14 protein-coding genes are annotated in these 14,376 nt (G+C 66.0%); 13 read left to right on the forward strand and 1 reads right to left on the reverse strand.

Annotated elements, in window-relative coordinates; all coding sequences use genetic code 11:
* Positions 1–3 precede the first annotated feature (3 nt).
* Both A8950_RS14150 and A8950_RS14155 read left to right on the forward strand, forming a co-directional pair.
* Positions 4–951, forward strand: a complete 948-nt coding sequence (locus tag A8950_RS14150) for an ABC transporter permease subunit (RefSeq protein ID WP_133614325.1) — start codon at positions 4–6, stop codon at positions 949–951.
* Positions 948–1,790: an ABC transporter permease subunit gene (locus tag A8950_RS14155; protein ID WP_133614326.1), complete on the forward strand. Its 843-nt coding sequence runs from the start codon at positions 948–950 to the stop codon at positions 1,788–1,790. The genes A8950_RS14150 and A8950_RS14155 overlap by 4 nt, the downstream gene beginning before the upstream one ends.
* Before the next feature lie 20 nt (positions 1,791–1,810).
* On the opposite strand, the gene A8950_RS14160 is transcribed toward A8950_RS14155, so the two are convergent.
* Complete coding sequence (locus A8950_RS14160) at positions 1,811–3,877, reverse strand: putative bifunctional diguanylate cyclase/phosphodiesterase (RefSeq protein WP_133614327.1); 2,067 nt, start codon at positions 3,875–3,877, stop codon at positions 1,811–1,813.
* Between the two features lie 237 nt (positions 3,878–4,114).
* Between A8950_RS14160 and A8950_RS14165 the strand changes: the two genes are divergently transcribed.
* The 11 genes from A8950_RS14165 (at position 4,115) to A8950_RS14210 (ending at position 14,368) form a co-directional block, all read left to right on the forward strand.
* Positions 4,115–5,446: an MATE family efflux transporter gene (locus A8950_RS14165; protein WP_166645184.1), complete on the forward strand. Its 1,332-nt coding sequence runs from the start codon at positions 4,115–4,117 to the stop codon at positions 5,444–5,446.
* Between the two features lie 37 nt (positions 5,447–5,483).
* Complete coding sequence (locus tag A8950_RS14170) at positions 5,484–5,969, forward strand: YajQ family cyclic di-GMP-binding protein (RefSeq protein WP_133614329.1); 486 nt, start codon at positions 5,484–5,486, stop codon at positions 5,967–5,969.
* 111 nt (positions 5,970–6,080) lie between these two features.
* Positions 6,081–6,425, forward strand: coding sequence for a hypothetical protein (locus A8950_RS14175; RefSeq protein WP_133614330.1), 345 nt, complete (start codon positions 6,081–6,083; stop codon positions 6,423–6,425).
* Between the two features lie 39 nt (positions 6,426–6,464).
* Positions 6,465–7,610 (forward strand): ATP-binding cassette domain-containing protein, encoded by a 1,146-nt coding sequence (locus A8950_RS14180; RefSeq protein ID WP_133614331.1) that lies wholly within the window; start codon positions 6,465–6,467, stop codon positions 7,608–7,610.
* Positions 7,607–8,407 carry a hypothetical protein gene (locus A8950_RS19560; RefSeq protein ID WP_166645185.1) on the forward strand — a complete coding sequence of 267 codons (801 nt, stop codon included), beginning with the start codon at positions 7,607–7,609 and terminating at the stop codon, positions 8,405–8,407. The genes A8950_RS14180 and A8950_RS19560 overlap by 4 nt, the downstream gene beginning before the upstream one ends.
* A complete protein-coding gene (locus A8950_RS19565; protein ID WP_166645186.1) occupies positions 8,404–9,222 on the forward strand; it encodes an ABC transporter permease subunit in 819 nt (272 codons plus the stop codon). Before A8950_RS19560 ends, A8950_RS19565 begins: the two co-directional genes overlap by 4 nt.
* A complete protein-coding gene (locus A8950_RS14190; protein ID WP_133614333.1) occupies positions 9,219–10,631 on the forward strand; it encodes an amidase in 1,413 nt (470 codons plus the stop codon). Before A8950_RS19565 ends, A8950_RS14190 begins: the two co-directional genes overlap by 4 nt.
* A 98-nt stretch (positions 10,632–10,729) precedes the next feature.
* Complete coding sequence (locus tag A8950_RS14195) at positions 10,730–12,418, forward strand: thiamine pyrophosphate-binding protein (RefSeq protein ID WP_133614334.1); 1,689 nt, start codon at positions 10,730–10,732, stop codon at positions 12,416–12,418.
* Positions 12,415–12,750 carry a DUF1491 family protein gene (locus tag A8950_RS14200; RefSeq protein WP_133614335.1) on the forward strand — a complete coding sequence of 112 codons (336 nt, stop codon included), beginning with the start codon at positions 12,415–12,417 and terminating at the stop codon, positions 12,748–12,750. The genes A8950_RS14195 and A8950_RS14200 overlap by 4 nt, the downstream gene beginning before the upstream one ends.
* Positions 12,751–13,091: 341 nt before the next feature.
* The gene (locus tag A8950_RS14205) at positions 13,092–13,667 is read left to right on the forward strand and encodes a sigma-70 family RNA polymerase sigma factor (RefSeq protein WP_133614336.1); all 576 of its coding nucleotides are present in this window, start codon (positions 13,092–13,094) and stop codon (positions 13,665–13,667) included.
* The gene (locus A8950_RS14210; RefSeq protein WP_133614337.1) at positions 13,664–14,368 is read left to right on the forward strand and encodes a S8 family serine peptidase; all 705 of its coding nucleotides are present in this window, start codon (positions 13,664–13,666) and stop codon (positions 14,366–14,368) included. The genes A8950_RS14205 and A8950_RS14210 overlap by 4 nt, the downstream gene beginning before the upstream one ends.
* Positions 14,369–14,376: the final 8 nt, after the last annotated feature.

Raw genomic sequence — 14,376 nt, forward strand, 5'->3', positions numbered from 1 at the left:
ATCATGGCCACCGACACGACCTATCAGGGCTCCCTGCCGCTTGGCCGGCAGTTGCACCACATCGCCATGAAACTTGGCCTCAGGCCGCGTACCGCGGTCATCCTGGTGCCTTATCTGTGGCTCATGCTGTTCTTCGTCGCCCCCTTCCTGATCGTCCTCAAGATCTCGTTCGCGCAGACCATCATCGCGCAGCCGCCCTATACGCCGATGTTCGGCCCGGGTTCGGTGCCGCATGAGGATCTGCTGCTCAATTACAACCGCCTGTTCGACGACCTGCTCTATATCAACGCCTATTGGAGCTCGCTGCAGCTGGCCTTCACCTCGACCGTGATCTGCCTGCTGATCGGCTATCCCATGGCCTATGGCATCGCGCGCTGCGCGCCGACCACGCGCGCCCTCCTGTTGCTCGCCATCATCCTGCCGTTCTGGACCTCGTTCCTGATCCGCGTCTATGCCTGGATGGGAATTCTCGGCAAGGAAGGCGTGCTCAACAACACGCTGCAGGCCCTTGGCATCATCGATGCGCCGCTCAACATCCTCTATACACCGGTGGCGATGTATATCGGCATCGTCTACACCTACCTGCCCTTCATGATCCTGCCGCTCTATGCCAATCTGGAAAAGATGGACCTCTCCCTGCTGGAAGCGGCGCAGGACCTCGGCTGCCGGCCCTGGAAGGCGTTCTGCGTCATCACCATCCCGCTTTCCTTTCCGGGCATCATCGCCGGCTCGCTGCTGGTGTTCATTCCCGCGGTCGGCGAATACGTGATCCCGGAACTGCTGGGCGGCCCCAACGCGCTGATGATCGGCCGCGTCGTCTATAACGAGTTCGCCCAGAATCGCGACTGGCCGATGTCGGCCGCAGTCGCGGTCGCCATTCTGCTGCTGCTGGTCATTCCGATCATGCTGTTCCAGTACTTCCAGAACAAGGCCCAGGAGGCGCCGAAATGAGCTCGCGCCTTTCCTGGTTCATCCTGCTGATCCTGGTCCTCGGCTTTGCCTTCCTCTATGGACCGATGCTGGTCCTCATCACCTACTCCTTCAACGCCAACAAGCTGATGACCCTTTGGGGCGGCTTTTCGGTGCGCTGGTATCCGGAATTGCTGACGGATTCGCAGGTCCTCAACGCCGCCAAGAACAGCTTCGTCGTGGCATCCGTCAGCGCGACCTTTGCCACCGTGCTCGGCACCATGGCCGGCTATGTCCTGGCGCGCTATCGCAAATTCCGCGGCCGCCTGCCGTTCAGCGGCATGGTGACGGCACCCCTGGTCATGCCGGAGGTGATCACCGGTCTTTCCCTGCTGCTGCTCTTCAAGCAGCTCGACACCTGGTTCGGCTGGCCGCGCAGCATGGGCTTCACCACGGTGATCCTGGCGCATATCACCTTCTGCATGGCCTACGTGACGGTGGTGATGCAGTCGCGCTTCTCGACCTTCGACATCTCGCTCGAGGAGGCGGCACAGGACCTGGGCGCCCGGCCGCTGAAGACCTTCCTGGTGATCACGCTGCCGATCGTGGCGCCGGCGGTCATTTCCGGCTGGCTGCTGGCCTTCACCATCTCTCTGGACGATCTGGTGATCACGCTCTTCACCAACGGACCCGGTTCCGGCACACTGCCGCAGCTGATCTTCTCCAAGGTGCGGCGCGGCGTCGATCCGACCATCAACGCACTTGCCACCATCATCATCGCCGTGGTGTCGACCGGTGTCATCACATCGCATATCCTGATGACGCGCGCGGAGAGACGGCGGCAGCGGGACATCCAGCTCGCCCTGCAGTCCAACAAATAGTCAATTGCCGCGGGCGGCGCCTAGCGGGCCGCCCGCGCCTTCCCGGCCTGTTCGCCGAGGAGCCGCTCCAGGCAGGTCGCCGCCGGCAGCGGCTTGCCATAGAACCAGCCCTGGCCGAAATCGCAGGCGCGCTCCTTCAGCAGATCCTGCTCCTCGGCATGTTCGATGCCCTCGGCCACGACCTTGAGGTCGAACAGGCGCGCCAGCTGGATGATGGCCTCGACCATCCTGACGCCGCTGACATCGCCGCGCATGGCGGATACGAAGGACTGGTCGACCTTCAGCGTGTCGACTGGCAGGCGCCGGAGCAGGCTCAAGCTGGAATAGCCGGTGCCGAAATCGTCCAGCGACAGGCCGACGCCGATTTCCCGCATCCGCTTCAGCAGCTTCATGACCACGTCGAAATCGCGCATCACGGCGCTTTCGGTGATCTCCAGCTTCATCTGCACGGGATCGAGGCGGCTCTCGCGCAGGGCCTGGCGCACGATCTCGGGCAGGGCTGGTCCGTCCAGCTGGCGCGAGGAAACATTGACGCTGACGAACAGGTTCGGATTGATGCCGGCATCCAGCCATTCCCGCATCTGCCGCGCGGCCTCCTCGATCACCCAGGTCCCCATCGGGATGATGAGGCCGGTTTCCTCGGCGATCGGGATGAAATCCATCGGCGGGACCATGCCGCGCTGCGGATGCTGCCAGCGAACCAGGCCCTCGAAGCCGGCGGTCCGGCCGGTCCTCAGATCGACAATCGGCTGGTAGAGCAGCAGCAACTCCCGGCGCTTCAGGGCGAGGTGCAGTTCCGCCTCGATGCGCAGGCGGTCGCGCGCGCGCCGCTGCATGTCGGGGTCGAACACGACCTCCTGCCCGCCACCTTCGGCGCGCGCCTTGTTGAGCGCCGCCGTCGCGTCGCGGATCAGGTCCTCGGCGCTCTGGTGGTGCGCCTGCGCCTGTGCCATGCCGATGGAAAGGCTCAGCATGACGCTTTCGTCACCCAGCGTTATCGGCTCCTCCGCCGCCGCGCGGACGCGGTTCGAGACGCGCACCAGGTCGGTGTCGTCGCGCATCACGTCGAGGAGGATGCACATCGTGTTCTCGCCCATGATGGTGAGCGTATCGGTGGTGCGCAGCGTACCGACCAGGCGCTGCGCCACGACCTTCTGCACAGCGTCGCAGAACACCTGCCCATAGGCCTCGCGCATGGTCTCGAACCGGTCGATCTGCAGCAGGATGATGCCGAAATTTGCCGAACTCTTGCGCCGGTTCTTGACGATCGTCTGGTTGAGGCGGTCATAGAGCACGATGCGGTTGGGCAGGCCGGTCATCGCGTCGGTCAGCTTGCGCTCGCTGATATCGGTCAGCGACCCGGCCACGCGGAAGGCCTTGCCGTTGGGACGCCTCTGGCCCGTGCCGCGGATCAGGAACCAGCGATAGGTCTGGTTCTTGTGCAGCATGCGGCATTCCATCTGCAGCGACAGGGTGACACCCTCCAGATGGTTGCGCAACTCGACGTGGAACTGGTCGACATCGTCCGGATGGATCACGGCGAGCCAGTCGTCGAGGCGCTTCAGGCCGTCATCCGGGCCCCGGCCAAGCAGTTCCTGGCAGCGCGGCGACATGAACAGGGCATCGTCCTCGACCTGCAAATCCCAGATGCCGTCGCTGGAACCGGCAACCGCCAGTACGAAACGGTCGCGTTCGGCCCGGCCGGCGGCGATCGCCGTGACGCGGGCCAGTTGGCTGCGTAGCCGCGCCGACAGTTCAACCCCCCGCACCGGCATGGTCGCGAGGTCATCCGCGCCGGCGGCGAGGCAGGCTTCGCTGACGGCATCCTGCCCGGCATCGACCAGAAGCACGATCGGCAGTTCGGCGCTGGCATGGTGATGGCGCAATTGCCTGACCGCCGCGACCGCAGGGGCCTCGGCGTGTACACGCAACAGGAGTATGGAGGGCAGCGGATCCAGCGGCAGGACAAGTGCAGCCGCATCGAGGGCGGCGTAATCCAGGCGAAAACCTGCCCCGGCCAGGGCAGCCGCTATCGCCACCCTTTCGGCATCGTCATCGAGCAGGCAAAGGATATGGCTGTCGCTCATCCGGCCATCCGCATCGCTCGTTTCCGGCCCCACCCGATAGAAACTTGACCAACAACTAAGGACAAAACCTTAACGACATCTTACTGAATGCATATCAGGTTGATTTAGCAAGAAAAATCTCAGCAAACCAGCGGGTGGGAATCAATCCGTGCCTTGCACCCTATGCCTCGCACCCCATGCCTTGCACCGGGGGGAAGCCGCTGCCTATAGTGCGGCCTCCCAGCCGCAGCAATGAACATGACCGATCTTACGGCAAATCCCGCCCTCGCCCAGCGCTATCGTGTTCCCGCCCTGGCCGTGCCGGCGATTGTCGCCAACCTGTCGACCGTCCTGCCCAGCCTCGTCGATACCGCGCTGATCGGCCAGTCCGGCGACGCCGTGCCGCTGGGCGGCATCGCCATCGGCACCACCCTGGCCGGCTTCGTGCTGTGGGTCTTTGCCTTTCTTCGCCTGGGGACGGCTGGATTCACTGCGCAGGCCCTGGGCGCCGGCGATGCCGGCGAGATCCGCGCCACGGTCGGCCGCGCCCTGGTGCTGGCCTGGCTGTTCGGCTTCATCCTGCTGCTGATCATGGTGCCCCTGGCCATCGTCACGATCCCGCTGTTCGGTGCCAGCGACATCGTCGCCGACCTGGCCGCGCGCTATTTCCACTACCGCATGTTCGGCGCGCCCTTCGAACTTACCAATTATGTCATCCTCGGCTGGCTACTAGGCCTGCAGCGCATCGGTCTCGTCCTTGCCCTGCAACTCTTCCTGAACGGGCTCAATGCCCTGCTCTCCTACCTGCTCATCTATCATATGCAGCTGGGCGTTGACGGCGCGGCCATCGGCACGGCCGTCGCCCAGAGTGCCACCGCGCTCGTCGGGCTCTATCTGGTGCGCCTGGAACTGCGCCGGTTCCGGGCCGAATCCGGCGGCACCTCGCTGGTCGACCTCGACCGCCTGTTCGAACTGATCACCGTCAATTTCGATATCTTCCTGCGCACGCTCTGCGTCATGTTCGTGATGTCGTACTTCGTCGGCCTCGGCGCGCGCATGAACGACACGACATTGGCCGCCAATCACCTGCTGTTCGCGCTGCTGGCCACCATGGCCCAGATCCTGGACGGCTTCGCGCAATCCGCCGAGACGCTGGCGGGGCATGCCGTCGGTGCCCGCAATCGCGCGGCGCTGCGGCAGGCCGTCGCCCATGCGCTGATCTGGGGTGGCGGCGGTGCGGCCCTCCTTGCCTTGGGCCTGCTCTGGGGCGGCACCGACATCCTGGCCCTGTTCTCGGCCGATGCGGCCGTGATCGCGCGGGCGGCGGATTTCCTGCCATGGCTGGTATTCAGCCCGCTCGTTGCCGTCTGGTGCTATGTGCTGGACGGGGTCTTCATCGGCGCTACGCGGAGCCGGGAAATGCGCAATGGCATGCTGGTCGCGGCACTCGGCGCCATTGTCGCGCAGTATTTCCTGATCCCGGCCTTCGGTAATCACGGCCTGTGGGCCGCCCTGATGCTGTTCTTCGTCCTGCGCGGCGCCACACTCTATGCCTGGTATCCGCGCATCCCGCGTGCCATGCGCGAATAGCCGCGCCGTCGCGGTCAACGCTGCAAAGGAGGTTTCCATGCCGTCATTCGACATCGTTTCCAAGACCGATCTCGCCGAGGTCGAGAACGCGGTCCAGGGCGTCACGCGCGAGATCGGCACGCGCTTCGACTTCAAGGGCTCGCATTGCACGGTCGAGCGCAAGGAGGCGCTCATCACCATCAATGCCGATGACGACCAGAAGCTGCGCCAGGTTCAGGATCTGCTGAAGGTCTATATCACGCGCCGCAAGCTCGACGCCGGTTGCCTCGAGTTCAAGGACGAGCAGAAAGCCAGCGGCAATTCGCGCCGCCAGGAGGTGGTGGTCAAGCAGGGTATCGACCAGACCCTGGCCAAGCGCATCGTCAAGGACATCAAGGACAGCAAGCTGAAGGTCCAGGTCTCGATCCAGGGTGATGAACTGCGCGTCACCGGCAAGAAGCGCGACGAATTGCAGGAGGCGATCGCCTTCGTGAAGGGCCTCAAGATCGAGCAGCCGCTGCAATTCGTGAACTTCCGCGACTGACGCCCGCGATGCCCGTCACCATCCGCGCCGAACGCGCGAACCAGCCCGATCCACTTTCCATCTTCATGGAAAAGACCCCAACCTGACCGCAACCGGAGACCGGACCACATCATGGCAAGCAAGAAGAACCCGCTCAATCTCAATGCGCTGCAGTTGAAAACCCTGACGTTGTTCCAGGCCCTGTGCGAGCTCGAGGGCTATGCCAGTCCGGCCGAGGAAGAAGGACACATGCTGATCCAGCGCCTGCCGCACGCCCATGGCGACCATTTCCATCTCGGCCCCTGGGTGCTTGCGGCGCGCGATGCCAGTGGGCTCGCCAATGAGGCCGCCTGGAAGGCGCTGGAGCGCAAGGGGCTGATCCGCTCGGCCTTTCCGCGCGGCTGCGTGCTGACACCGGCCGGGATCGCCTATGATACCGGCCTCAAGGACCGCCTGCTGCAGGCCGGTCATCATTGACCGCGTTCCGGCCGGGCCCCTGCCGATGACCTTGACGCCATGAGTACGCAGCCGCAGCTTGCGCTTCACGATCTGACGATCGGCGCGCCGGGCCGCCGGCTGCTCGAGGGTTACGGCACGACCGTCCTCAAGGGCACCATCCACGCCATCGTGACACCCGACCCCGAACTCTGCCGCCACCTCGCCGACACCATTGCCGGGTTTCAGCGCCCGGCGCGGGGACGGATCGAGATCGACGGGCGCGACCTCGCGCTGCGCGGCCCCGGCCGCCGCGGCATCATGTCGGTGCGGGCGGATCCAGCCCTGTTTCCTGGACTCACCGGCTTCGCTAACATCGCCTTTCCGCTGGAGCAGCAGCGCCATGGCGCCAGCGAGATCCGCCGCCGTGTCGAGATGCTGGCCGCCGAGATCGGCCTGACGCCGGAGGCTTTGGCGTCCCGGCCGGGCGACCTGCTGCCGGAGACGCGCATTTGCATCGCCCTGGCGCGCGCCCTCGCGGCCGAGCCCGCCCTGCTGCTGCTGGAGCGGCCGCTGCAATCGCTGCCGGCGCCGGCCCGCACCGCCTTTCTGCCGGAAATGCGGCGGTTACTGCGACAGTTCCGTGTCACCACCCTGCTGGTCAGCGACGATCTCGGCGAGGCCTTGATCGGCGCCGACGCGATCTCGGTCGTCATGGACGGGCGGGAAGTACAGCGTGATCGCCCGGATGAAGTCTTCCGCCGCCCGGCAAATGCCACCATCGCCCGGCTTGGCGGCGCCAGCAACCTGCTGCCGGTCACAGTTTCGCCGACGAATGCCGAGAGCGACGGCACCCTGCGGATCGCGGGCACAATGCTGCAGGGCGGCGGCGTCAACCTGCCACGCGACCGTAATGCCCGGGCGATCGCCACCGGCCCTGCCCTGATGCTGGTGCGGCCCGAGGCGGTGCGCCTTTTCCTCGGCATCCGCCGCTTCGACGTGCTGGCCGAAGGGGTCATTGCCGACGTGATGCCGCACGGCACCGGCGCGCAGATCCGCGTTGCCCTCGATCATTTTCCGCGCGGCATGCTGGCTGACGTGACGTTGCCGGCGCCGATGCCGCTCGAAATCGGCCGACGCGCGACCCTGGGCTGGAACCGCGCCGACTTCCACCTCCTTCCGCCGGACGGCATGACCGACGGCCAGCGACCAGCGGACCCGGCATGAGTCAGCGACATTCCGGCGCCAAGAACGATTTCGGGCTGACGGCGCTGTTGCTGGTCATCCTGGTCATGCTTCTGCCGCTCGCCCTCACCATCTGGCTCAGTCTCCGTGACCCCGCCGGTACCGAGTTGACAGGCGCCGCCTGGCCGGTTGTTGCCACCTCGACCGAAGCGCTTCGCGCCCTTGCCCTTTCCCTCTTCATGGGAGGGGCCGTGGCGCTGCTGGGCGGTGCGGTCGGCCTCCCCCTTGCCTATGTCATTGCCGTCCGCGGCGGCGGGCTTGGCCGATGGATCCTGGCCCTTGCCCTGTTCCTCTGGCTGCTCGATCCCGGCATCCGCGTACTGGCCTGGACCGAGGCGCTGAAGCGAGGCGTCCTGTTCGACCTGCTGCCCGACGCCATCCGCGGCAGCGCCGCCGCCGAATTCCTGGCCAGGCTGCATGCCTGGCTGCCCTTCGGTATCGTGCTGCAGGCGATTGCACTGCGGGCGGCACCGGCGCGGCAATTGATGGCAGCGCGGGAATGCGGTGCCGGCGCCCTGCGCATCTTCCGGCAGCTGATCTGGCCGGCCTGCCGCCACCGCATCCTGCTGGCCGGCGCGGTCGTTTTTGCCGGCGCCAGCGGCGGCTTCCTGGAGCCGCGCCTGCTTGGCAGCGGCAGTTTCGAACAGGCAACCGAATGGCTGCAGCGGGCGATGGAGAGCGAAATCGGCTGGCCCTATGCGGCGGCCATGCTGCTGCTGCTGCTGGTGCTTGCCCTGCTGCCGCTGGGGTTGTTGCTGGCCTCGGGATGGCGGCGATGATATCGGCCCGCCGCTTCTGGGGTACCCTCGCCATGGCGCTGGCCTGCGGCGGAACCGCCATCTTCCTGCTGCTGCCGCCGGCTGTCCTGCTTGGCCTCGGCCTCTATTATGTCTTCGGCATCGCCCTGGTCGCGGACCTGTCGCAGGTGCTTGCGGCGGTTGCGCAGGAAACCGACATCGCGCCGGCGCTCCTCGCGACGCCGCTGATAGCCCTTTGTGTGACCCTGCTGGCCGGCATCTGGGGGCTTGCCCTGTCGCTGCTCTGGCGCGACTGGCTGGCGGCCGGGCGCCTATCGCCGCTGCTGCTGACGGCGCTGCCACTGATCCTCCCTCGCTTCGTGCTGGGCGCCCTGTTCCTGCTGGCGGGACTGCAGGTTGCGCAATGGGGCGGCAATATTCTCGGCGGCGGCCTGGTGATCACCGCGCAGGCGGCGGTGGCGGCGCCGGTCGTTGCCGGTTTGCTGGCACTGGGCTGGCGCCGCGTCGACCCGGGCTGGTACCGCGCCGCCCAGGAAGCCGGGGCTGACGAGGCCACCATCTTTCGCCGGCTTGCCTGGCCGATCCTGCGTCCCTATCTGGCGCTTGGCGCGCTGCTGACCTTTTTTCTGTCGTTCGACGATTTTTATCTCGCCAATGCCCTGTCGGGCGAGATGCCGCTGCTGTCGGCGACGCTTTTCTCCGGCATTGCACGCAGCGCCTCGCCACTCTATTTCGCCTTGCTCGCCCTTGTCCTGTTGCTCGACATTGTCCTGGTCGTGCTGCTTGCCCGCCTTCTGCGCCCGCTGCTTCCCTTGCAAAAGGATCTGGTTTCGTGATCGATCTCGACCTCTGCTTCACCCCGGCCACCGACCTCGCCGCCCGCATCCGTGCCGGCAGTCTTTCGCCCGTCACCCTGGTCGAGAACAGCCTCGCCCGCATCGCCGAGGTAAATCCGAAGCTGAACTGTTTCTGTTTCGTCTTTCCGGACGAGGCCCTGGCCCAGGCGAGGTTGCTGGAATCCGAAGCCAGGGCTGGTAAATTCCGCGGGCCGCTGCACGGCGTGCCCTTTGCGCTCAAGGACCTCACCCCGACCAAGGGCAAGCGCACGACGCTCGGCTCCTTTGCCTACGAGCATTGGGTGCCGGACCATGACGCCCCGATCGCCGAGGCGCTGACCGGTGCCGGCGGCATCCTCGTCGGCAAGACGACCACGCCGGAATTCGCCTATTCCTCCTTCACCGAAAGCCCGCTCTGGGGCGTCACGCGCAACCCGTGGAATTTGGGACGTACACCGGGCGGGTCCTCCGGCGGATCGGGTGCCGCCGTTGCCAGCGGCTGTGTGCCGATTGCCGAGGGGTCCGACATGGGCGGCTCGGTACGCATCCCGGCCAGCTTTTCCGGCGTCGTCGGGCTGAAACCCAGCTTCGGCCGCATCCCCTTCACCATCCTGCCCAGCCAGTTCGACCAGTTGTCGCATTTCGGCCCGCTCGCCCGGACCATCGCCGATGCCTGCCTCTTCATGCAGGTGACGCAGGGGCCGGACGAGCGCGACATCCAGTCCCTGACCACGCCGCAGGATTTTCTGGCGCCGCTCGACACGAACCTCAAGGGTCGCCGCCTGGCGCTGCTGATCGATAGCGCCACCCGGGTCTGGCACCCGGAGGTCGAGGCCGCCATTCGCGAAATGGCCCGGCGGATGGCTGAAGCCGGCGCCGAGATCGAGGAAGTCACCCTGGGCTGGGGCAAGCTCGAGGATGACCTTTGGGTCAAGCATTGGGGCGTCTATCTCGCCACCTTCTTCGGCCATGTCCTGCCGCAATATCGGGACAAGATGGACCCCAACGTCGTCGCGCTGATCGATGCCGGCCTTGCCATGAATGCGGTCGACTTCAAGAGGATCGAGATCGAGCGGACGCGGATGTGGGGCCAGTTGCAACCCATCCTCGCCCGCAACGAGGCGATCGTCTCCGGCACCATGTGCCAGCCGGCGGCCGAGATCGGCCGTGCCGACCACGAATACTGGCATCTGCGGCCCGACGGACGTTATGCCTCGCTCGACTTCACCGCGGTCTGGAACTTCGTCAGCCCCTGCCCGGCACTCTCGGTGCCGGCCGGTTTCACCAGCGACGGCCTGCCCATCGGATTGCAGTTGATCGGCCGCCGCCACGACGACCGGGCTGTCCTCGGCCTCGGCGCCGTGATCGAGAAAATGCAGCCCTGGGCGCATCTGCGACCGCCCCTTTGATATCCGCACCTGCCTAGCCCTGCGGGCGACGCCCTTGCCAAACCGCGCCGAAAGGCGTTAGGCCCTTTGCCAGACACCATTACCCTCCGGACAGACGAATGAGCCAGAACATCACCCCCCGCAATGGCGGCCGCATCCTGATCGACGCCCTCATCCAGCACGGCGTCGACCTCGCCTTCTGCGTACCGGGCGAAAGCTATCTCGCCGCCCTCGACGCGCTGCATGATGCGCAGGACCGCATCAGGCTGGTGGTCTGCCGCCAGGAAGGTGGCGCCGCCTATATGGCGGAGGCCTATGGCAAACTGACCGGGAAACCCGGTATCTGCTTCGTGACGCGCGGCCCCGGCGCCACCAATGCCTCGATCGGCGTCCACACCGCCTTCCAGGATTCGACGCCGATGATCCTCTTCATCGGCCAGGTCGCCCGCGACCAGGTCGAGCGCGAAGCGTTCCAGGAGATCGATTTCCGCCGCATGTTCGGCCCGATGGTGAAATGGGTGGCCGAGATCGACGACGCCGCACGCATCCCGGAACTGGTCAGCCAGGCCTTCCACCGCGCCATGAACGGTCGCCCCGGCCCGGTCGTACTGGCCCTGCCAGAGGACATGTTGACCGACATCGTCAAGGTGGGCGACGCCATGCACTATAAGGTAAGTCGCCCGCATCCCGGCGGGGAGGAGATGGCGGCCTTCCGCAACCTTCTCGCCAAGGCTGAACGCCCCCTCGTCATCCTGGGCGGCGGCGGCTGGGATGCCGATGCCGTCGCCGGTTTCCGCCGTTTCGCGGAAGCCAACAACCTGCCGGTCGGCTGTGCCTTCCGCTGCCAGGATCTGTTCGACAACACCAGCGAGAACTATGCCGGTGATGTCGGCATCGGCATCAATCCGAAGCTCGCCCAGCGCATCAAGGACAGCGACCTGCTGATCGCCATCGGCGCCCGCCTCGGCGAGATGACGACCTCGGGCTATACATTGATCGATATCCCCGTGCCGGCGCAGAAGCTGGTGCATGTCCATGCCAGCGCCGAGGAACTGGGCCGCGTCTATCAGGCCAGCCTGCCGATCAACAGCGGCATGGGCGCCTTCGTGCAGGCGCTCGGCAAGCTGCCCGCCATCGCCAATCGCCCCTGGGATGCCTGGACCCGGGCGGCGCGCGCCGATTACCTCGAGAGCATCCAGCTGGCGTCGATACCCGGCGCCTTGCAGATGGGCGAGATCATGGCCTGGCTGCGCGAGCGCCTGCCGGCCGATGCGATCCTCACCAACGGCGCCGGCAATTATGCGACCTGGAGCCACCGCTTCTATCGATATCGCAAATTCCGCACCCAGCTCGGCCCCACCAACGGTTCGATGGGCTACGGCGTTCCCGCCGGCGTGGCCGCCAAGCTGGCAGCACCCGAACGCATCGTCGTTTCCTTCAACGGCGACGGCTGCTTCATGATGAACGGCCAGGAACTGGCGACGGCCGTGCAATACGGCGCCAATGTCGTCTTCCTGGTGATCAATAACGGCATGTACGGCACCATCCGCATGCACCAGGAAAAGACCTATCCCGGCCGCGTCTCGGGCACCGAGCTCCGCAACCCCGATTTCGTGGCCCTCGCCAGGGCCTATGGCGCCCATGGCGAACTGGTCGAGAAGACGGCGGATTTCGCCCCCGCCTTCGAGCGGGCGCTCGCCGCCGGCCGCCCGGCCCTGCTCGAACTACGCATCGATCCCGAGGCCATCACGCCCAAGGCCTCGCTCAGCCAGCTGCGCGAGGCGGCCCTGAAGGCGCAGCGCGCGTGAGTGAGCGCCTCTCCACCGAGCTCTTTGTCCAGGGCCATCTCCGCCAATGTTTTGCGCGCGGCCTCACTGCCATTGTCGCCCACAAGGGCGACGCCTGGGGTGGCGCCGTCCTGGTCAAGCTCAACCTGCTCGGCCCCGGCTGCCGGCTCCTCAGCCAGACCCGTGACGAGGCGGGCGAAATCGCCTGGCTGCAGGTGCAGAAGGGCGACATGATGAGCGAGGCGGATGCCGATGCCTATATCGCCCGCCAGGTCGCGCGCGATCCAGATCTTTGGGTGGTCGAGATCGAGGACAAGGCCGGCCGGAATCCGTTCCCGGGCAAGTTGCTTTAGGCGCGTCAGCAAGGGACCCTTCTCTTTCGTCTCGCCGAGAACGGGGAATTCGGGCCCCAACAGGCTTGTGCCTGCAGGACTGAATTCCGTAGGGACTGGACAGAAGCCCGCGCCTCGCTTATCCCAACCCAGCCCCTGCTGCGGCGGGGGCAGCCGCGGAAAGGAAACGCCCGGACGGGAAAGGTCTCCGGCCAGAGGCATGCCTGCCGCCGCTGGTTGTATTGCTGGCGGCCGGCCACCCGGAAATGTGTCATAAGACCGAAGGCGGCACTGGTTCGTCACTTTGCCTTGAACCGGGTGGTGGGATCGGACGACGGAACAATGACGATGGCAGTAGCGGGATGAAACTGGGTTCAGGCGGAGGTACGCCGGATGGCAAGCTGCTGGACGGTATCGCAAAGGGTGACAGAGACGCCTTTACCGCGTTCTACCAGCGCCACAACCGCGCGCTGTTCGCGTTCCTGGTAAAGCTGGTGCGCGAGCGCGAGCTGGCCGAGGAGGTGCTGAGCGAGACCATGTTGGAAGTCTGGCGCCAAGCGGGCCGCTTCGAAGGCAAGTCCTCGGTCACCACCTGGCTGTTCTCGATCGGACACCACAAGGCGGTGAGCCGCCTCAGGAAGAAGCGCGAAGTGGCCCTTGACGACGACGTGGCCGCCGCAATCGAGGACCAGGCACCGGGACCGGACAGCATCGCCGCCGGCCAGGGCATGTCCCGGCTGCTGCAGGGCTTGATGGAGAAGCTGTCGCTGGATCATCGCGAAATCCTGCATCTGGCCTATTTCCAGGAGTTTTCGGTGCAGGAGATCGCGGACACGCTCGATTTGCCGGAGAATACCGTCAAGACGCGCATGTTCTATGCCCGGCAGAAGCTGAAGGGCATGCTCGAAGCGGCGGGTGTCAAGGGAGCCTCGGTATGAACGCTGAACAGGGGCAGGACCAGAACCGGATCAGCCTGGACGAGGCGCAGGAAATCCTGCCCTGGTATCTCACCGGCCGCGCCAGCCGCGCCGAAGCCGCGGCGATCGAGGGCCTGCTGAAGGAATCCGCCGAGTTGCGGAACCAGCTTGACGCCGCCAAGCAACAGCGCCAAGCCGTCATCGACGGCGGCGCCGCAACCGGCGAGCCCTCCGACGCCACGCTCACCAGATTGCTGCAGCAGATCGAGACCACCCGGCAGCGCCGCTTCGCCGCGGTCGAGGAACCGGGCTTCTTTGCCCGCCTGTTCGGCCCCAGGCCATTGATGAAATTCGCCCTCGCCTGCGCTTGCCTTCTCGTGGTGGCGCAGGGGGCCTTGCTCTATCGGTCTGGCGCCCTGCCCTTTGTGTCGACGCCGGAGGGCGAACCAGCCGGGCAGGCGACTTATGCCACGGCGGCGGCGACCGGCGAGGTGCCGGAGATGGCCGAGGCGCTGGGGGCCGAGTTGCTGGTCGCCTTCCGTCCGGAAGTGACCGCCGCCCAGATCACCCAGATCCTGACCGAGCTGGATGCCAGCGTGATCGACGGGCCGAAGCCGGGCCTCACCTTCGTGTTGCGCCTCGCCACCGGGGTCGATGTCAACGAGGCCATCGCCCGCCTGCAGTCACGCCCCGACCTGATCGCGACTGCGCAGCGGCGCTGACACCATGC

The organism is Dongia mobilis (assembly GCF_004363235.1).
Lineage (GTDB): Bacteria > Pseudomonadota > Alphaproteobacteria > Dongiales > Dongiaceae > Dongia > Dongia mobilis.